This window comes from Streptomyces sp. NPDC021080 (assembly GCF_044333225.1).
Classification (GTDB): Bacteria; Actinomycetota; Actinomycetes; order Streptomycetales; family Streptomycetaceae; genus Streptomyces.
Map to the genome: position 1 here is coordinate 471179 of NZ_JBIRQM010000006.1, position 18505 is coordinate 489683.

The 18505-nt window shown below is 70.9% G+C and carries 15 protein-coding genes; 4 read left to right on the top strand and 11 right to left on the bottom strand.

Annotation, left to right across the window (positions count from 1 at the left end; translation table 11 throughout):
* Positions 1 to 11 precede the first annotated feature (11 nt).
* The 7 genes from ACH4S8_RS17910 to ACH4S8_RS17940 form a co-directional block, all read right to left on the bottom strand.
* Positions 12 to 1175: a hypothetical protein gene (locus tag ACH4S8_RS17910; protein ID WP_398394883.1), complete on the bottom strand. Its 1164-nt coding sequence runs from the start codon at positions 1173 to 1175 to the stop codon at positions 12 to 14.
* Entirely contained in the window at positions 1172 to 1978 is an 807-nt protein-coding gene (locus ACH4S8_RS17915) for a PP2C family serine/threonine-protein phosphatase (RefSeq protein WP_398394885.1), read from the bottom strand. Before ACH4S8_RS17915 ends, ACH4S8_RS17910 begins: the two co-directional genes overlap by 4 nt.
* A gap of 27 nt (positions 1979 to 2005) precedes the next feature.
* Positions 2006 to 2767, bottom strand: coding sequence for a hypothetical protein (locus ACH4S8_RS17920; RefSeq protein WP_398394887.1), 762 nt, complete (start codon positions 2765 to 2767; stop codon positions 2006 to 2008).
* Between the two features lie 17 nt (positions 2768 to 2784).
* Positions 2785 to 3966 carry a hypothetical protein gene (locus tag ACH4S8_RS17925; protein WP_398394889.1) on the bottom strand — a complete coding sequence of 394 codons (1182 nt, stop codon included), beginning with the start codon at positions 3964 to 3966 and terminating at the stop codon, positions 2785 to 2787.
* 141 nt (positions 3967 to 4107) lie between these two features.
* Positions 4108 to 4572 (bottom strand): hypothetical protein, encoded by a 465-nt coding sequence (locus ACH4S8_RS17930; protein ID WP_398394892.1) that lies wholly within the window; start codon positions 4570 to 4572, stop codon positions 4108 to 4110.
* Positions 4559 to 5521, bottom strand: coding sequence for a serine/threonine-protein kinase (locus ACH4S8_RS17935; RefSeq protein ID WP_398394894.1), 963 nt, complete (start codon positions 5519 to 5521; stop codon positions 4559 to 4561). The genes ACH4S8_RS17930 and ACH4S8_RS17935 overlap by 14 nt, the downstream gene beginning before the upstream one ends.
* 245 nt (positions 5522 to 5766) lie before the next feature.
* A complete protein-coding gene (locus ACH4S8_RS17940) occupies positions 5767 to 7584 on the bottom strand; it encodes a phosphoenolpyruvate carboxykinase (GTP) (RefSeq protein ID WP_398394896.1) in 1818 nt (605 codons plus the stop codon).
* A 322-nt stretch (positions 7585 to 7906) separates the two neighbouring features.
* Between ACH4S8_RS17940 and ACH4S8_RS17945 the strand changes: the two genes are divergently transcribed.
* The 4 genes from ACH4S8_RS17945 (at position 7907) to ACH4S8_RS17960 (ending at position 11732) form a co-directional block, all read left to right on the top strand.
* Positions 7907 to 8620, top strand: a complete 714-nt coding sequence (locus tag ACH4S8_RS17945) for a hemolysin III family protein (RefSeq protein WP_398394898.1) — start codon at positions 7907 to 7909, stop codon at positions 8618 to 8620.
* 148 nt (positions 8621 to 8768) lie between these two features.
* Positions 8769 to 10334, top strand: coding sequence for an MFS transporter (locus tag ACH4S8_RS17950; RefSeq protein WP_398394900.1), 1566 nt, complete (start codon positions 8769 to 8771; stop codon positions 10332 to 10334).
* A gap of 5 nt (positions 10335 to 10339) precedes the next feature.
* Complete coding sequence (locus tag ACH4S8_RS17955) at positions 10340 to 11002, top strand: TetR/AcrR family transcriptional regulator (RefSeq protein ID WP_398394902.1); 663 nt, start codon at positions 10340 to 10342, stop codon at positions 11000 to 11002.
* Between the two features lie 4 nt (positions 11003 to 11006).
* A complete protein-coding gene (locus tag ACH4S8_RS17960) occupies positions 11007 to 11732 on the top strand; it encodes a Mut7-C RNAse domain-containing protein (protein WP_398394904.1) in 726 nt (241 codons plus the stop codon).
* A 30-nt stretch (positions 11733 to 11762) separates the two neighbouring features.
* On the opposite strand, the gene ACH4S8_RS17965 is transcribed toward ACH4S8_RS17960, so the two are convergent.
* The 4 genes from ACH4S8_RS17965 to ACH4S8_RS17980 all read right to left on the bottom strand — a co-directional run bounded on the left by ACH4S8_RS17965 (position 11763) and on the right by ACH4S8_RS17980 (position 18329).
* Positions 11763 to 14027, bottom strand: a complete 2265-nt coding sequence (locus ACH4S8_RS17965; protein WP_398395071.1) for a galactose oxidase-like domain-containing protein — start codon at positions 14025 to 14027, stop codon at positions 11763 to 11765.
* Between the two features lie 143 nt (positions 14028 to 14170).
* Positions 14171 to 15388, bottom strand: a complete 1218-nt coding sequence (locus ACH4S8_RS17970) for a glycosyltransferase (protein WP_398394906.1) — start codon at positions 15386 to 15388, stop codon at positions 14171 to 14173.
* Positions 15385 to 17070: a phospholipid carrier-dependent glycosyltransferase gene (locus tag ACH4S8_RS17975; protein WP_398394908.1), complete on the bottom strand. Its 1686-nt coding sequence runs from the start codon at positions 17068 to 17070 to the stop codon at positions 15385 to 15387. Before ACH4S8_RS17975 ends, ACH4S8_RS17970 begins: the two co-directional genes overlap by 4 nt.
* Complete coding sequence (locus tag ACH4S8_RS17980; protein ID WP_398394911.1) at positions 17067 to 18329, bottom strand: glycosyltransferase; 1263 nt, start codon at positions 18327 to 18329, stop codon at positions 17067 to 17069. Before ACH4S8_RS17980 ends, ACH4S8_RS17975 begins: the two co-directional genes overlap by 4 nt.
* Between the last annotated feature and the right edge of the window lie 176 nt (positions 18330 to 18505).

Below are 18505 nucleotides of genomic sequence, written 5' to 3' on the forward strand. Positions count from 1 at the left end.
CGGCCGGCGGCTCAGGCGTTCGCCACGATCACCACCAGGATCATGACCGCCAGGATCAGCAGCGCCACCTTCAGCCCCGTGGGCCACGGCTCGCCCGGCGTCGGGACGGGCGGCTGCGGCACGCCGGGCCCCGGGGCGGCCACCGGGACGTTGAACACGTCGTGCCCGGTGAGCGCCGCCCGGGTGCACCACGGACACGCGCTCAGATGGGAACCGAACGCGTGCAGCGGGCGGGTGGGGCAGACCCGGACCAGCGCGCGCTCCTTGTCCAGGGCGCGCAGCCACGCCTCCGCGGGGGGCCGCGTGGCGGGGTCGTGCACACCGGGGCCGAACGCGGTGCGGGCCAGCGCGAGGAGCTCGGGCGGGAGCACGGAGGGATCGATGGTGCCGCGCGGCATGATGACCCGCTCGGGGCGCACGACGTAGGAGATGCTGGCCGCGATGTTGTCCTTGACGGTCGACTCGGAGGCGCTGTCGTGCGGGACGCCGCCGAAGGGATGGTTCCCGGCGGTCAGCAGCTGGTAGACGAGGACCGCGAGGGCGAACTCGTCGGTGGCGCGGGTGGCGGGTCCGCCGGCCTGGCGCTCGGGCGACGAGTAGTCGGTGGTGTGCATCAGACAGGGGAACAGTTCCCCGGTCACCGGGTCGTTGAAGGCGATGGAGTCGCAGTCGAGGAAGGTGACGAAGCCGTTGGCGTCGACGACGACGTTGCTGCTGGAGAAGTCGCCGATGACGAGATTGTCGTAGTGCATGCGGGCGGTCATGAACGCGAGGTTCCAGGCGACGCCGAGCAGGAAGCGCCAGTCGGCCCGGTCGGCGAACAGCTTGAGTCGCTGGGCCCGGGTGAACAGGCCGATGAGCTGGACGTGCTGGGGCTCGCCGAAGCGGCGCATGGCGTAGCCGAGGAACTCGCCCTTCGGGCCGCGGGCCAGCGCGGTCGGCCAGGCCAGCTCGGGCGGCTGGGAGGCGTCGGTGGGACGGGTCACGAGCGGGGACATCGTCAGCATCCGCTTCAGCCGCTGCTCCTCCTTGGGCCCCGGCGTCTCGCGGTACAGCTTGACGACGATGCCGTCGTCGCCGACGACCGGGAAGACGGCCGCCTGGCCGCCGCCTTTCAGGGGCAGCTCGGTGAGGGTCACCGGCTTGCCGTCCAGGAACACCGTGCGCCCGCTCATGGCCGCGCCTTGAGGACGGCCCGCAGCAGGGTCTTGTCGTCGGCGTTGAGGGCGGTGAGCCGGTCCGACCTGAGCAGGGTCCCGAGGCCTTCGTGGGCGCTCGCGGTCACCGGACCGGGCACGTCCAGGGAGCGGAACACGGCCTCGGCGAACGACGTGTTCGGGGACAGCGCGCCGCCCGCGGACCGGTTGAGCGCGGCCTGCGCCAGTCCGTCGGTGGAGAGCAGCACCCCGTCGACCCCCTGGTCGGACACACAGTCGGTGTGGACCCAGCGGGCCGCGTCCGGCGAGGTGAGGAAGACCGTCTCGTTGCTGTACTCGCTGGCCGCGGCCGGCTGCGGCAGCAGATGGAACTGCCGTTCACCGTCCTCCGTGCCGGCCCGCAGGACGACGAAACCGTCCCCCACGGACAGATGGCCGAGCCAGCCCCGCGCGAGCACGACCACGGTGAGCGTGGTCGCGAAGTCCGCCGCCTCGGGGCCCGTGCGGTCCAGGAACAGCTTGCAGACGTCGTGGAAGGCGTCCCTCAGCAGTTCCCGTACGTGCGGGCCCGGACGGTGGTCCGCCGCGCCGGCGGCCCGGCGCGCGAAGTGCTCGGTGGCCAGGTCCACCGCGAGCCGGGCCCCTTCCTCGGAGCGCGGCCGGCTGCCCGCGCCGTCCGCGACGGCGAGGACCGCCACGGACTCCGTCGCCGTGTGCGCGCAGGCGTCCTGGCAGGGCTGCCCCTGGCGGCGGTGCCGGTATCCCTCGACGCTCAGGCCGTGGATCCGCCACGGCGTCCGGCGCTCGTCGACTGCGGTCATCACTCAGGCATCCCATCGGGTCATCGGTCACGATTCCCAGGCCGGGCGCTGTGTCTTGAACTGGCTGAAGATCTTCTCGAAGACCTCGTCACCCGCGCCCTTCTGCTCGGCGTTGGCGCTCGCGGACATCATCTGGAGCAGCTCGCGGAACGGGAATCCCTGCAGCCGGGCGTTGAACTTCGGCGCGAACGACCGGAGCACCTGCTCGCCGCGGTCCGTGATGCCGCCGACGCCGATCGCGTACAGCCGGAAGCGGCGGGCCTGCTGTTCGTCGGCGAGCACCGGGATCAGCCGGTGCCAGGAGTCGGTGAGATGGCCGGTGGCGTCGGTGGGCAGCCCGTCGGTGACGAGACAGATCTGCGGCCGGTAGTACTGGAGTCCGGAGGCGCGCAGCTCGGCCTTGCGGGCGGCGATGATGCTCATGGACAGTTCGAGGGCCTCGGTCATCAGGGTGACCCCGGCGGCGGCGAGCTGCGGCGGGCGGAACATGTGCGCCGGTACGAACGGGCTCACCGGGGTGCCCGGGGCCAGGAGCTGGGGTCCGCGCCAGGCGGCGACGCCCTGGCCGCCGAAGGTGACCACGGCGACCTCGACGCTGTAGCTGAGGCTGACGTCGTCGTGCAGTTCCCGGGTCCACTCCGCGAGCGCGTTGTTGAGCGTCTGGATGGGCTGACCCGCCATGGAGCTGGAGATGTCGAGGCAGAGGACGAGCGGCAGCCGCTGCGCGTTGTTCTCGAACTCGATGTCGGCGTACTCCGCTGGCAGGGTGGGCGGGTAGTCGCTGTGCATGGGGATCTCTCCTGGTCTCAGGGCCGGGCGGCTTTGGCGTGCCGTCCGGGTGTCGGCGGGAACGCGTAGAGGACGTCGGAGTCCCGCTCCCCCGCCTCGGTGACGTCGACGAGTCCGCCGGGCGCGGGCGGCACGCGGCCCGGCTCGGCCCACACCGCGCGGTACAGCACGTCGTCGACCTCGACGTACCCCTGCGGGTGCAGTTCGGTGCGGACGACGGCGGGCCGGGCGGGGCCCGGGACGGCGCCGACCCGCCGTCCGTGGCCGCGGGGTGCCGGTGCGGTCCGCAGGCGGGTGGTGGCCTCGTCGGGCACGTGGGTGCGCGGGCGGGCGGCGGGCTCGTCGGACACGGGGGGACGGGGACGGGCGGCGGGTTCGTCGGACAGGTGGGTACGGGGACGCGTGCGGGGGCGGGGCGTGGTGGCCTCCGGCACGGCGCCGACGCCCGGGGCGGCGAGCGAGCGCCGGGAGAGGCTCCCGACGGCGACGGACCGGGCGGACCGGCGGATCAGGAAGAGCAGCAGGCCGAGCAGGAGGACGAGCACGGCGCACAGGAAGGTGAGCACCTGGGTGGCGGTGTCCCAGCCGGAGTCGCCGCCCTGGCCGGCGGGGTCCGCGGGGTCCCGGCCGTTGCCGCCGGTGTTCCCGTTCTCCTGGTTCTGGTTCTGGTTGCCGGCGGCGGTCTCATCGGTGGGGGTCGAGGTCGCGGAGGAGCCGCTCCCCGAACCGGTGATGGTGTACGTGTGCCGGGAGAGGTCCTCGGCCAGGCTCGCTTCGATCAGTTGGCGTCCGGTCAGCGAGCCCTTGCCGAGCCGGACGCACAGGTCCTTGCACGCCCCGAGGCCGGTCAGCTCCTTCACGGCCTCGGGCGTCAGCGGATCGATGTGGGCGTTGTCCGCGACGAGCCTGCCCTTGCCGTCCGCCAGCACGAGGAGCGCCGATCCTCCCGGGCCGGTGTGGGCGTTCGGCGGCACCTCGACCAGGAGTCTGTAGCTCCGGAGCGTCAGCTTCTGTTCGAACTTCTTGCGGTTGTCGGCCCTGCCGTCGAACGGCAGCTTCTGGTCGAGAGTGACGCGGACCGTTCCCTCGTCGACCACGCCGGCCCAGCAGCCGAGGTGTTGTGCGAAGGCCGGCCCGCACGGCTCGCGGGCCGCGGCGGGCACCGCGGGGGCGAACGCGGCCAGGAGCCCGGAAAGCATGAGGAAGGAAAGCCGCCGCATGAAAAAGACCCCCCGTGGCCCTAAGAAAAAACACCCCCGTGGCCCTGAAAGGCACTCACCCATAGTGGCGGAAAACGGCGGCCGTCCGTAAGGGTTTGGGGAATGCGGCGGACTTCACTTCTACAACTCGAACACCTGATGGCATCGTGTGAACATCTGTCTCGCCCGCTCCACCCAATCACTGGCCAAAGCATCGAAATCCGTTTGCGTCATACGACAGGTCAGGGGAAGGTCGCACACTCCCGCGAGGCACGGGCGCGGCCCTCGTACGTCCCACACGGACAGCATGGGACGGAGCTGTTCGGTGTTCCACGCGTTCGACGCGGCCGCGGCGAGGGCCAGTTGGTCCTTGCGCAGGAAATGCCCGTCGGTCGCGAAGGCGACCAGCAGCCGCTTGGTCGTCATGAATCGGACGGTGACCATCCGGCCCGTTTCCTCGAGGTCGAACCGCATGGAGACGGACACGGTGTCGGTCACCGTGTGGAAATTCCGTCCGGTCACCCAGTTCTGCACCAACTGACGCCAGTGCGTTCCGATTTCGAGGATCTCGCGGCCGCGTCCGGGAAAGGAGTCAGGCACCGCCACGCCCCACCGCCTCGACGACCATCGCATCGGTCAGTCCGGCGTCGAGCAGCGCCCGGGCGTGCGACAGCAGACAGGAGGGGACGGACACACTGGTGCTCTGCTTGCGGCGCTTGACCAGATCCCGGGTGCGCGCCTTGATGCTGTGGGCGACCGTGGGCGGCGGCCAGTCGGCCTGCCGGGGTTCCTGCTCCAGCAGCCCGGCCAGCAGCCGGTCCAGCCGGGGCCGGTCCTCGGGGCGCTTGGCCAGACAGCGCGCGACCAGGTCCCGCATCGGCCCCGCGATGCCGTCGAGTTCGGGTTCCTCGAAGGCGACGCGGTAGCGGACGGCCTCGCCGCTGCCGTGCGGCGGCCGTCCGGTGAGCGCGTACACCAGGACCCCGCCGAGGGAGAACACGTCGCTCTCCGGGCCCACCTTGGCGCCCCTGATCTGCTCGGGCGACATGAAGGGCGGGGTGCCGACGACGACGCCGACCTGGGTCAGGCCCGGGGCGCCGTCCACGCGGGAGATCCCGAAGTCGATGACGCGCGGTCCGTCCGCGGCGAGGAGCACGTTGGCCGGTTTGAGGTCCCGGTGCACCACGCGCGCGGCGTGGATGGCCTGGAGCGCCTCGACCAGGCCGGCGCCGAGCCGCCGTACCTGCGACTCGGGCAGCGGTCCGTCGGTGCGGACGGCCTCGGCGAGCGAGGGACCGGGCACGTACAGGGTGGCCAGCCACGGCAGTTCGGCCTCGGTGTCGGCGTCGACCACGGCCGCGGTGTAGGCGCCGCTGACCACGCGGGCCGCAGCGACCTCGCGTGCGAAACGCTCCCGGAACTCGCTCTCCGCGGCCAGTTCGGGCCGCACCACTTTGACCGCGACCTCGCGCCCGGAGGGCGAGCGGCCGAGGTACACCCATCCCATGCCACCGGAGCCGAGCCGGCCCACGATGCGGTACGGCCCGATCCTCATGGGATCACTGACAGGCGTACGCACCCCGCCCACCTCATTTCGGGGTCGACTGCGAGATGTCAGGAGTGTCCCTCGAAATCCTCGCTTTTTCAGCCGTTCCGGCACGGGCAGGGGCGTTGGGCACGAAAAAGCCGGGGTTTCGCACACATGTGTGCGAAACCCCGGCGGGTGCTGTCACCGCGGCCGACCGGCGCAACGGTCGCAGGTCAGGGCAACTCGGGTCGGCCGCGGAGTGGTTGAGGGCCTCAGCCCAGGCGCTGCACCAGTGCGCGGTACTCGTCCCACAGCTCCTTCGGCGTGTGCTCGCCGAAGGTGTTGAGGTGCTCGGGGACCAGGGCGGCCTCCTCGCGCCAGACCTCCTTGTCGACCGTGAGCAGGAAGTCGAGGTCGGACTCGGCCAGTTCGAGACCGTCGGTGTCGAGGGACTCCCGGGTCGGCAGGACGCCGATCGGGGTCTCGACGCCCTCGGCCCTGCCGTCGAGGCGGTCGACGATCCACTTCAGGACACGGCTGTTCTCGCCGAAGCCGGGCCACACGAACTTGCCCGCGTCGTTCTTGCGGAACCAGTTCACGTAGTAGATCTTCGGGAGCTTCGCCTGGTCCTTGCCCTTGGCGACGTCGACCCAGTGACCCATGTAGTCGCCCATGTTGTAGCCGCAGAACGGCAGCATGGCGAAGGGGTCGCGGCGCAGCTCGCCGACCTTGCCCTCGGCGGCGGCGGTCTTCTCGGAGGCGACGTTCGCACCCAGGAAGACGCCGTGGTTCCAGTCGAAGGACTCCGTCACCAGCGGGACGGCGGTGGCGCGGCGGCCGCCGAAGAGGATCGCCGAGATCGGCACGCCCTTCGGGTCCTCCCACTCGGGCGCGATGATCGGGCACTGCGAGGCGGGCACGGTGAAGCGGGCGTTGGGGTGCGCGGCGGGCGCGGCGGACTCGGGAGTCCAGTCGTTGCCCTTCCAGTCGGTCAGGTGGGCCGGAGTCTCCTCCGTCATGCCCTCCCACCAGATGTCGTTGTCGTCGGTGAGCGCGACGTTGGTGAAGACGGAGTTGCCCCACAGGGTCTTCATGGCGTTGGCGTTGGTGTGCTCACCGGTGCCGGGCGCGACGCCGAAGAAGCCGGCCTCGGGGTTGATCGCGTAGAGGCGGCCGTCCTCGCCGAACCGCATCCAGGCGATGTCGTCACCGATGGTCTCGACGGTCCAGCCGGAGATCGTGGGCTCCAGCATGGCGAGGTTGGTCTTGCCGCAGGCGCTCGGGAAGGCGGCGGCGACGTACTTCGACTCGCCCTGCGGCGGCGTCAGCTTGAGGATCAGCATGTGCTCGGCGAGCCAGCCCTCGTCGCGCGCCATGACGGAGGCTATGCGCAGGGCGTAGCACTTCTTGCCGAGGAGCGCGTTGCCGCCGTAGCCGGAGCCGTACGACCAGATCTCACGGGTCTCGGGGAAGTGCGAGATGTACTTCGTGGAGTTGCACGGCCACGGCACGTCCGCCTCGCCCTCGGCCAGCGGCGCTCCGAGCGTGTGCACGGCACGCACGAAGAAGCCGTCGGTACCGAGTTCGTCGAGGACGGGCTGTCCCATGCGGGTCATGGTGCGCATGGAGACGGCGACGTAGGCGGAGTCGGTGATCTCGACGCCGATCGCGGAGAGGTCCGAGCCGAGCGGGCCCATGCAGAACGGGACGACGTACATCGTGCGGCCGCGCATGGAGCCGCGGAAGACGCCCTGCTCACCGGAGAAGATCTCCCGCATCTCGGCGGGGGCCTTCCAGTGGTTGGTCGGGCCCGCGTCCTCCTCCTTCTCGGAGCAGATGTACGTCCGGTCCTCGACCCGCGCGACATCGGTCGGGTCGGAAGCGGCGTAGTAGGAGTTGGGGCGCTTGATCGGGTCGAGCTTCTTGAAGGTGCCCTTGCGGACGAGCTCCTCGCTCAGTCGCTCGTACTCGGCCTCGGATCCGTCGCACCAGACCACGCTGTCTGGTTCGGTCAGTTCGGCGATCTCGTTGACCCACGAGATCAGTTCCTTGTGGTTGGTCGGGACGGGAGCCGCGATGTCGCGCGCCACGATTGCTCCTAAATGAGGGGTTTGTTGTTGTGCCCCGTGGGGGCTGCGACCCGGATGCTTCTCGGTGATGGGACCTCTGGCGCTCATCCGGTGCCGACCGCACTCATTTGATGATCGGACCGAACCGCGCATATGTCCAGAGAGCCTCACAGCTGAGCGGAGTGAGCATCGCCACTTCGCGGAAGGTTTCCGCCCGCTCACTCCGGGTTCACCGCGCGTACCCCGGCGGCGTCCTCCGACTCCGTGAGATCATGGCCACTCTTGTGGTTCGCTTACGCGGTACTGACGCGTAACTTACGGTTCCGTAGGTACGATTCGGCCCATGACTGCGTCCGCCCCCGACGCGCCCACGGACTCGCCGGCAGCCGGCCAGACGTCTGTCGCGCACCCCTTGTCGGAAGAGATCAAGCCCAAACTCCGCGGCTGGCTGCACCTCGGCATGTTCCCGGCCGCCCTCGTCTCCGGACTGGTCCTCACCGCGCTGGCCGATTCGACCCGCGGCCGCATCGCCTGCGGGATCTTCGCCCTGACGGCCTGCCTCCTGTTCGGGGTGAGCGCCCTCTACCACCGCGGCAACTGGAGTCCGCGGATGGACGGCGTCCTGCGCAGACTCGACCACGCGAACATCTTCCTGATCATCGCGGGCACGTACACGCCGCTGACCATGCTGCTGCTGCCGGGGGCCAAGGGGCAGTGGCTCCTGTGGAGCGTCTGGGCCGCCGCCGCGGCGGGCATCGTCTTCCGGGTGTTCTGGGTCGGCGCCCCCCGCTGGCTCTACACGCCCTGCTACATCGCGATGGGCTGGGCCGCCGTCTTCTTCCTGCCCGACTTCATGCGCACGGGCGGCATCGCCGTCCTCGTCCTGGTGATCGTCGGCGGGCTGCTCTACAGCGCGGGCGGCGTGATCTACGGGATCAAGAGGCCGAACCCGTCACCGCGCTGGTTCGGCTTCCACGAGGTCTTCCACTCGCTGACCCTCGCGGCGTTCATCGTGCACTACGTCGGCATCTCCCTGGTGGCCTACCAGCACGGCTGACCCCCACCCCCCACCCAACCCGCCCTTCCCAGTGGCCGCGGCTCCCCAGCCGCGGCCACTGCGCGTTTTCCGGCCGTCCCGCTCTCCCCACTGGCCGAAAGTCACTTTCGATTGACGGTAGATAGCTTTTGAGAGTTACTCTCATTTAATGGTGACTCTCACGCATGATGGCGCCGTACGGCGCGACCCCCGCCGCTGGTGGGCCCTCGGGGCCCTGGTCGCGAGCATGCTCGTGCTCGGCTTCGACATGACGATCCTCAACGTGGCACTGCCGACGATGGCCCGGGACCTCGGCGCGTCCACCGGTGAGCAGCAGTGGATGGCGGACGCGTACGTCGTCGTCTTCGCCTCGCTGATGCTCCCGGCGGGCCTGCTCGGCGACCGCTTCGGACGGCGCCGGATGCTCATCACCGGCCTCGCGGTCTTCCTCGCCGGCTCCCTGGCCGGCGCCCTCGTGGACGACGTCACCTGGGTGATCGCCGCCCGTGCCCTGATGGGCTTCGGCGGCGCGCTGGTGATGCCGCTCGCGCTGGCCGTGCTGCCCTCGCTGTTCGGGCCCGACGAGCGCACCAAGGCGGTCGGGGCCGTCTCCGCCGCCTCGGCGCTCGGTCTGCCGCTCGGCCCGATCATCGGCGGCTGGCTGCTGAACCACTTCTGGTGGGGCTCGGTGTTCCTGGTCAACGTGCCGATGGCCGCCATCGGCATCACGGCCTGCGTCTTCCTGCTCCCCGAGACCCGCGACCCCGCCTCGCCCCGGGTGGACGCGGTCTCCACCGCGCTCACCGCGGCCGGCCTCAGCGTCCTGGTCTACGCGATCATCGAAGCCCCGTCCCGCGGCTGGGGCGACCCGCTCGTCCTGTGCTGCTTCGCCGCCTCCGTCGCCCTGATCGCCCTGCTCGTCGTCCGCGAACGCCGCAACCCGCGCCCGATGCTGGACCTCTCCCTGCTCGGCCGGCGCGGCTTCCTGCTCAACACCCTCGCCGCGACCCTCGTCATGTTCGTGCTGTCCGGCCTGATGTTCGTGCTGCCGCAGTACCTCCAGGCGGTCCTCGGCCACGACGCCCTCGCCACCGGGGTGCGTCTGCTGCCGATGATGGGCGGGCTGCTGATCGCCTCCCGCGGCGCGCAGCCGCTGGTCACCCGCTTCGGGGCCCGCGCCGTGATCAGCGCCGGTCTCGTCGTCCTCGCCTTCGCCTCGTTCCTCGGCAGCCGCACGACCGTCGACGACGGGTACGGCGCCACCGCCCTGTGGCTGTCCCTGGCCGGGCTCGGTTTCGGCTTCGCCGTGGTGCCCGCGATGTCCGCCGCCCTCGGCGAACTCCCCCGCGACCGGGCGGGCAGCGGCTCCGGACTGCTGATGACGGTCCGCCAGGTGGGCGGCGCGATCGGCATCGCCCTGCTCGGCTCCCTGCTGGCGAGCACCTACGCCGACCGCCTCGACACCTCCGCGCTGCCGCGCGCCGCCGCGAAGGCCGCCGACGACTCGGTGGTCGGCGCCCATGTCGTCGCCGGCCGGCTCGGCGACCGGGCCCTCGAGGCCTCCGCGAACGCCGCGTACATCCACGGGATGGACCTGGTCCTGCTGGTCAGCGGGATCGCGGCGCTGGTCACCGCGCTGCTGGCGGCGGCGCTGCTGCCGGGCCCGCGGCAGAGCGCCGAGGCGGAGCGGGAGGATGCCGGCATGGCCCCGGCCCCGGCGGATGCCGGACAATAAGAAGCATGGCCGCCACCGCACAGACCTCCCCTTCCGCCGCGGAGCCCCAGCCGGGGCTCCGCGAGCGGAAGAAGATCAAGACCCGCATCGCGATCCGCGAGGCGACGTACCGGCTGATCGAGCAGCAGGGGTACGACGCCACGACGATCGAGCAGATCGCGGAGGCGGCCGAGGTCTCCCCGTCCACGGTGTTCCGTTACTTCCCGACCAAGGAGGACATCGTCCTCACGGACGAGTACGACCCGCTCCTCGAACAGGAACTGCGGGAACGCCCCGCGGACGAGCCGTGGTTCGACTCCCTGCGTCATGTGCTCGGCAAGGCCATCGGTCTGGGCGACTCCGAGAACCCTCAGGTCAGTCGGCTGCGGACGCGGCTGATGGTCGAGGTCCCGGCGGTGCGGTCCCGGATGATGGAGAGCGCGTCCGTCACCGGACGGCTGCTGAGCCGGGCCATCGGGGAGCGCACCGGCCGGGACCCGGACAGCCTGGAGGTCCGCGTCTTCGCGATGTCCCTGATCGGCGGGCTGATGGAGACCTCCCTCTACTGGGCCGACAACGACCACCGGGACGACTTCGCCGATCTCGTCCAGCGGACCGTGGACGTCCTGGAACACGGCCTGCCGCCGCGAAACCCGGAGGCCCCGGGCACCCCCCGCATGACATCCTGACGACGTGAACGGACCGGAGATCCACATCGAATTCGCCCCCGAACTGGGGCTGTTCGTCCCGCACGCCCGCCGCGCCGGGACCACCTCCGTCGGCACCGACGGCGTCTCCACCCTCGGCCATGTCGTCGAGTCGCTGGGCGTCCCGCTGACGGAGGTCGGCGCGCTGGTCGTGGACGGGCGCGAGGTGCCGTTCTCGCACGTCCCGGCCGCGGACGAGTCGGTGCGGGTCCGGGCCGTCGAACGCCCGCAGCGGGTCCCCGGCGCGCCGCTGCGCTTCCTCCTGGACGTCCATCTCGGCACCCTCGCCCGCCGGATGCGCCTGCTCGGCGTCGACACGGCGTACGAGTCCACCGACATCGGCGACCCGGCGCTCGCGGCCCGTTCGGCGGCCGAGCGGCGCGTCCTGCTCAGCCGCGACCGCGGTCTGCTGCGGCGCCGCGAGCTGTGGGCGGGCGGCTTCGTCTACAGCACCCGCCCCGACGACCAACTGCGGGACGTGCTGGGCCGGTTCGCGCCCGAGCTGAAGCCCTGGACGCGCTGCACCGCGTGCAACGGCCTGCTCGCCGAGGCCACCAAGGAGCAGGTCGCCGACCAGCTGGAGAGCGGCACCGAGCGGTCGTACGACGTCTTCGCCCAGTGCGCCGAGTGCGGGCGCGCCTACTGGAAGGGCGCGCACCACGACCGGCTGGAGACCGTCGTGGAGCGCGCCCTCGCGGAGTTCGGGACCTGACGGGCGGGCGGCCCGAGCCTTTGGACGTTCCTAGCGTCTGCTCAGGTCCTTTGCGCCGCAGGCCAGTCCGTCCCGGTCGGGGTCGAGTCCGAGCGGGTCGTCCTTCCCGTTGATCCTGAGCCGTCCGTAGTCGTTCTTCTTCAGCCAGGCGCAGCGGGAGGCCGTGGTCCGCTTCACCCCGGCCGGGAAGACCGTCGGCACACAGACGCCGACCGTGCCGTAGTGGCGGTCGCAGCCGGAGACGGTGGTGGACACCTTCTGCGAGGTCCGCTTCTTTCCCGGCCCCCGGACCGCGCCCGCCGGGGAGTCGGCGAAGGAGTGGACGTGTGCCGAGGCGGTGTCCGCGGCGAGCGCGGACGGGCCCTGGAGATGCACCCACCTGGCCACCGAGGGAACGCCGTTGGCGTCGACCGCGAAGAGCATGTACCAGCCGGGCGGCGCCAGGTTCGGGTTGCTCGTCACGTTCAGGTCGACGTTGTTCCCGTCCACGCTCAGCGGCAGGTCCACGAACCGCTGGTTGGGGTCGGAGGAGTGCGTGACCGCGGCGGGCCGGATCAGCTCGGCCTTCACGATCGGCCGGTCGACGGTGATGCGCTGCGTGTCCCCGTAGACCCACTCGCCGTCGATCACCGAGGTGATCGCCGGGCGGGTGCCCTTGAGGAGATAGGGCGGGGTGTAGACCGACACGTCGTGGTTCCAGGTGCCGTTGCCCGGGTTGTCGCCGGTGGCCATCACCCGGCCGTCGGGCAGCAGGAACGCGGAGGAGTGGTAGCCGCGGGCCTCCGGGTCGGCGGCCACCGGGTCGAAGGTCGTGGTCGCCGGGTCGAAGATCGACGCCTCGTAGACCGGATCGGCGCGGTTGTGCAGGGCGCCGCCCGTCTCCAGGACCTTGCCGTCGGGCAGCAGGACCGCGGAGACGTACATCTTGCCCTGGGCACCGGTCTCGGCCACTCTGCCGTTGCCGAGGTCCACCGCGCCCTGCGGGATCGGCGGACCCATGGTGTACGCCGGGCTCGCGGCCTTCAGGTCGATGACGTCGGTGAGCCGGCCCGCCGCCGGGTTGGAGTCGATGTTGCCGCCGCCGAGGGTGAGGACCTTCTGGTCCTGCGCCGGGGGCAGCAGCACGCTCGCGGACTGGTCGCGTTCGTCCTTGTTCTGCAGACCGGGCACGGCGGTCGTGGTGTTGGCGTCGTAGTCGTAGATCGCGGAGCCGGTGCCCGGGGTGCCGTTGCCGAAGACGTGGCTGCCCGAGTAGAACAGCCGGCCGTCCTGCATCAGGATCATCGACGGGTACAGGCCCCAGAACGACCACGTCTGGTTGACCTGCCACAGCGGCAGCCACTGCTGCCGGGCGTTCGACCAGAGCTCGGCGGTCACCGAACCGGAGGAGTCCTCGCGCAGACCGCCGAACGAGATGACGTCGCCGTTGCCCAGCTCGGTGGCGGACGGATACCAGTGGCCGTCGTTGAGGTCGTTGGTCCTGCTGTACGTCTCGGTGACCGGGTCGAAGACGTACGACTCCTTGTACCCCTCGTACCCGTGCCCGCCCACGACCGGGAACGCCTGGTTGCCGCTGAGCACCAGCACCCGCCCGTCGGCGAGCTGGACGTGCCCGGAGCAGAACATGTCCTTGGGCGTGGGGATCACCTTGTACGAGCCGGTCGCCGGGTCGTACACCGCGGAGGTGAACGTGCCCGCGCCGAAGTTCTCCTCGCTGTTCCCGGAGCCCGCGATCAGGAGCACCTTGCCGTTGTTCAGGACGACGGAGTGCATGGAACGGACCGGGTTCTGCGTGGGCAGGACCGTCCACTTCCCGTTCGCGCACTCGTCGGCCGTGCCCGTGCAGGTAGCCGGCGGGATCGGGTCGGAGACCTGTTCCATCGTGTAGTCGTCGGTGGTCGCCGACCCCGTGCCGTACACGGAGACGCCCCAGGTGATGCGGTCGGTGCCCGCCGGGACGGCCGGGGTGCGCACCGTCGCCGGGGTCCAGGCCGCCGCCATGTCCAGGGTCTTCAGGTCGGTCCAGTACTGCCAGCCGGCGGTGGTGTCGTGCCGGAACAGCGTGATCGCCGCGTCGGGGGTCGTCGTCCTGTAGTAGAGCCCCAGGTCGTACTGCCTGCCCGCGGTGACCACCGGCGCGCACGCGGTGGACTCGGTGATCAGCGCCTTGCGGTCGCCGTCGACCCGGCGGGTCAGCGTGACCTTCATGGCCCTGGTGCCCGAGTGGGCGTCGGACACGGTCGCGAAGGTGAAGTCGTTGTCGCCCCAGCCGGACTTCTCCCAGCAGGACGGCATGCCGTCGGTGCCGTCGGTCTCGAAGCCCGGGTTGGTGACGAGGTCGGCCGCGGACGCGGGCTGCGGTGACACCAGCAGCAGTCCGGCGGCCAGACCCGTCACGGCCAGGAGCGCTGTTCTCCGTCGCGCTCTCCCCCGGAATCTCACCCGGTCCTCCTCGGTGTGCGGCTCGCGCCCCCGCGGTTGCGGCGCGGCAGATAGACCAGCGCCTCGGTCCCGGCGAAGCGCAGGACGAACGTCGTCACCAGGGCCAGGGCCGTGGCGGACAGGGCGCCCATGCCGAAGCGGTCGACGAAGAGCGCGATCAGCGGGATGCGCAGCACCAGATCGGCGTTGGCGAGCAGCGCGAACCGGCCCGCCCGGTCCCACCCCTTGCGGTGCCGTCGGCGTTCCCGGAACAGCAGATGCTCGATGAGCAGGAAGTTCCAGGCCACGCCCAGCTGGTTGGCGAGGACCTCCGCCGGGACGTAGTGCACTCCGGCGGCGGTGAGCGCGTACAGACCGAGCAGGTTCGGCACGAAACCGGTGGCCCCGAGCAGCCCGAAGACCACCATGCGGGCCACCGGCGAGGCGGTGCGCAGCCCGACGAGATGGCGCAGGAACCGGAAACCCTCCCGCGCGCCCGACTTGGACTCGCCCGCGAAGCGGTCCTGGAAGACGAACGGCACCTCGGTGACCTGACGGGGACGGCTGCGCACGGCGAGTTCGAGCAGGATCTTGTAGCCGAGCGGCCGCAGCACCTCGGCGGTGACCGCGCTGCGGCGGATCGCGAAGAACCCGCTCATCGGGTCGCTGATGCCGCGCAGTCTGCGCGGGAAGAGCGACTTGGCCAGCCAGGTCGCACCGCGCGACACCGCGATCCGGTAGCCGCCCGCGAGCCCTTCCCGGCTGCCGCCCTTGATGTACCGGCTGGCGACCACGAGACCCGCGTTCGTCCGCTCGCCGGACGCGACCAGTTCCGGTACCAGGGAGGGCGGATGCTGGCAGTCCCCGTCCATGACGACGATCCACTGCGAGGTCGCCGCCTTGAGTCCCTCGACCACGGCGCCGCCGAGCCCGCCCTCGGGCACCTCGCGGTGCAGCACGGTCACCGGGAACGGGCAGTCCCGCGCGGCCTCGGTGATCACCTCGGGGGTGTCGTCCGTGGAGTCGTCCACGAAGACGACCTCGCAGGGCAGCCGCACCGGCACCGACTCGCCGATCTGGTGCAGCAACTCCCTTATGTTCGCCGACTCGTTGAAGGTCGGGACGACGATGGTGACGGCACCCGGCTCGGGGACCTCGACGGCGCGTGCCGCCGGTTCGCCCAGTTCGCCGAGTTCGCCCAGTCCGCCCGGGACGGTGCTCTCGAAACTGCTCATCGACTGCCTCCGAAGCGAGCCGTGTCGGTGGTGCCGGTGGTCTCGGTGGTGCCGGCACCGTCGTCGATCCGCCGGATCTCGATGCGGTCCGCGCCGCTGCCGAAGGTGGCGACCGGCGTGGAGTGCGCGATCGCGGCCCGCACGTTCGGCAGGTCGGCCGCGTCGCGCCGTACCGTCGGGGACGCGACCACGTAGTCGAGGTCCTTCCAGCCCCGCGGCATCGTCTTCGTGACCGCGGGGTCGAGGTCCGCCTTGTAGAACCAGACGGCGCCGAGGCCCGGCCGGTAGCCGTCGTGCACGAGGTCGAGCCAGAGCGCGTCGTCGACGAGCACCCGGGTGTCCCGCGGATCGTCCACCTCGGTCCGCAGCCAGGCGGAGGCCGCCCGGTAGGGGGCGTTGGCATCCGCCGTCACGGCCGTGCGGTCACCGTCGTACCAGTGGGGCACGACATAGGCGCCCGCGGCCGTCACCAGCACCGCGGCCAGCCCGCGCCGCCCCCAGGTCACGTACGTCCGCTCCTCCTTCGTCCGCCGTCCGCGCAGCACGGCGTGGGCGACGCTCGCGGTGCCTCCGGCGAGGACGAGGGCGAGGAAGGGGAGCGCCCCGATCACGTACATCGCGGGAAGGTAGCCTCCCGGGCGCAGCGCCACCAGGGCGAGGATCGCCACGGCGAGCGCGGGTCCGGCCAGTGCGCGGGCCGTCACCGACCGGCGGAGGGTGACCAGGAGCAGCAGGGCTCCGGCGAGTCCGCCGAGCGGCAGGATCCGGTCGTAGTACAGCCAGGAGTGCAGGACCCCGTACGAGCCGGTGCCGCGTTCCAGGATGAAGCCGGAACCGGGGCGGCTCATCTGGTAGGTGATGCCCTCCCAGAGCGAGACGTGTCCGCCGCCGGGGAACAACTCGCCCTTGAGCAGGGCGAAGAGCGGATACGCGGCGCCGATCAGCACGCATGCCGTGACCGCGCCGGTGAGCGCGAACTTCCGGGTGTCGCGGTGGCTGTGCCGCCACATGGTGACGAACAGCGCGGGCAGGACGACCAGCATCGTCTCCTTGGTCAGCACGGCGGCCGCGGCCGCGAGACCCGCGCCGAAGTGGTGCCACAGATGACGGCTCGGCGACGCGGCCAGGCAGAACGCGAGCAGCGTCCACATCACCGCGATGTTGTCGAGGAAGATCTCCCGCTGGAGCACGACCGAGAGCGGGGAGAGCCCGAAGAGGACCATCGCGAGTCCGGCCGCCCAGCGCGGCAGCGACAGCCGGCGCGCGAGGACGTACAGCAGGGCCGCGCTCACGGCGCTGATCACGAGCATCGCGAGGCGCATCGGGCCCACCGTCATCAGGGACGGGCTGAGGTGCGCGGGGATCCAGGTCAGCAGCGCCATCTGGATCCAGCCGAGCGGCGGATGGTCGTACCAGTACGTGTAGTGGGCCAGGCCCTTGCCCTGCTGGACGGCCCAGGCCTGGGCGAGATAGGTGCCCTCGTCGTCGCTGAGGGTGGGATAGGCGGCGATGTTCCAGCCCTGTACGAGGAGGATCGCCACGAGCAGGCCCGCGCACAGGAGCAGGTCGGCGCGCGAGCCGCGGGAGCGCGGGCCGGGAGGCGGGGCGGGGGTGTTTCCGGGCGCGGGAGGCCGCTGCGCGGGGACCGTGGGTGTGGCCGCCGCGGGAAGGGTGGAGGTCACGCGGGAACGTCCTCTCGGGTCGCGTCGGTGAGATGCGCTCCGACATGACTGGTCAACTCCCAGTCCTTGCGCCCCCGTTGCTCGCGCCAGACGGCGCGCACGGCGGCACCCGCGAGCAGCACCTGGTAGAAGGGGCCGCCGGCGACGAGTTTCAGGTAGTGCACCGTGCGGACGCGCAGCCCGTACTGCCTGCCGAAGTCGTGCAGCCCGACGAGCTCGAAGACGAAGGTGACCAGGGCGGTCACGGCCGGCAGGAACGTGACGAAGGCGATCCCGACCGGCACGTCGAGGAAGAGCGCGACCGCCACGTTGAGCGGGATGATCACCCCGGAGACCGCCTGCAGGTACGGCGTCATCAGCGTGTAGCGGGCGAGCGACCGCTGGCCGAAGGTGGGCAGCTGCTTCCAGTCGCGCTTGCGGTAGACCTGCAGGAAGCCCTGGTTCCACCGGGTGCGCTGCTTGAGGAGCGACATCAGGGAACCCGGCGTCTCCTCCTTGGTCACCATGTCGGAGTCGTAGGCGACGACGACCTTCTTGCCGGCGCTGGACAGCCGCACGCCGAGGTCGCAGTCCTCCGCGAGGCAGTCCGGGTCCCAGCCGTCGGCCTCCCGCAGGACCTCGGTCCGTACGAAGACGGTGTTGCCGCCGAGCGGGATGAACCCTTTCTGCGCGTGGAGGTGCAGGCGGGAGCGGAACCAGAAGAAGTACTCCAGGCAGTTGCGCAGGCTGTACCAGCTGGAGTGGAAGTTGATGAGCTGCACGCCGCCCTGGACGACGTCCGCGCCCGTCGTGCGGAACGCGTGGTCGACATGGGCGAGCAGCTCCGGGTGGACCTGGTCCTCCGCGTCGAAGACCCCGACCACCTCGCCGCGGCAGTGCGGCAGGGCCGTGTTCATGGCCTTCGGCTTGTTCTTCTTCTCGTGGTGGTCGACGACGACCCGCACGCGCGGATCGCGCGCCTCGGCGCTCCGGGCCACCGCGGCGGTCTCCGGGTCGTCGTGGCCCACGATGACGATGATCTCGAAGTCGGTGTGGCCGGATTCCAGCAGTCGCGTGACGGTGTGGTCGAGCACCGCCTGCTCGTGCCGCGCGGGCAGCAGCAGCGAGAAGGACAGGCTCTCACCCCCGTCGGGTCTGCCGAACCGGGTGGAGGCCAGCACCTCGGGCGTGCGCCACGCGTGCATCTGCCACCACAGGGTGAAAGCGGCCGTCCAGAAGAGCGCCAGTGAAACGGCGGCGATGAAGACAGACGTGAGCAACAGATCCCCCCAGATCCCCCGAAGCCCCCCACGCGACGGCAGATCACTGCCGTCGCGTCATGGGCCGAGGCTATGAGGGGTCTGTGAAGCGCACAGGGTTGATCCGATGAAGACCGTGTTTCATCACACTCGGTCAGATTGCCGAACTACTCGCGCTCTGGGGGCGTTTGACCGGC

What these genes read in the sequence shown, in the direction of transcription:
- ACH4S8_RS17935 (WP_398394894.1), bottom strand. Translation starts at nt 5,521, where the DNA reads ATGAGGATCGGGCCGTACCGCATCGTGGGCCGGCTCGGCTCCGGTGGC.
- ACH4S8_RS17965 (WP_398395071.1), bottom strand. Translation starts at nt 14,027, where the DNA reads ATGCCGTCCTGCTGGGAGAAGTCCGGCTGGGGCGACAACGACTTCACC.
- ACH4S8_RS17925 (WP_398394889.1), bottom strand. Translation starts at nt 3,966, where the DNA reads ATGCTTTCCGGGCTCCTGGCCGCGTTCGCCCCCGCGGTGCCCGCCGCG.
- ACH4S8_RS17970 (WP_398394906.1), bottom strand. Translation starts at nt 15,388, where the DNA reads ATGAGCAGTTTCGAGAGCACCGTCCCGGGCGGACTGGGCGAACTCGGC.
- ACH4S8_RS17945 (WP_398394898.1), top strand. Translation starts at nt 7,907, where the DNA reads ATGACTGCGTCCGCCCCCGACGCGCCCACGGACTCGCCGGCAGCCGGC.
- ACH4S8_RS17920 (WP_398394887.1), bottom strand. Translation starts at nt 2,767, where the DNA reads ATGCACAGCGACTACCCGCCCACCCTGCCAGCGGAGTACGCCGACATC.
- ACH4S8_RS17950 (WP_398394900.1), top strand. Translation starts at nt 8,769, where the DNA reads ATGGTGACTCTCACGCATGATGGCGCCGTACGGCGCGACCCCCGCCGC.
- ACH4S8_RS17910 (WP_398394883.1), bottom strand. Translation starts at nt 1,175, where the DNA reads ATGAGCGGGCGCACGGTGTTCCTGGACGGCAAGCCGGTGACCCTCACC.
- ACH4S8_RS17955 (WP_398394902.1), top strand. Translation starts at nt 10,340, where the DNA reads ATGGCCGCCACCGCACAGACCTCCCCTTCCGCCGCGGAGCCCCAGCCG.
- ACH4S8_RS17915 (WP_398394885.1), bottom strand. Translation starts at nt 1,978, where the DNA reads ATGACCGCAGTCGACGAGCGCCGGACGCCGTGGCGGATCCACGGCCTG.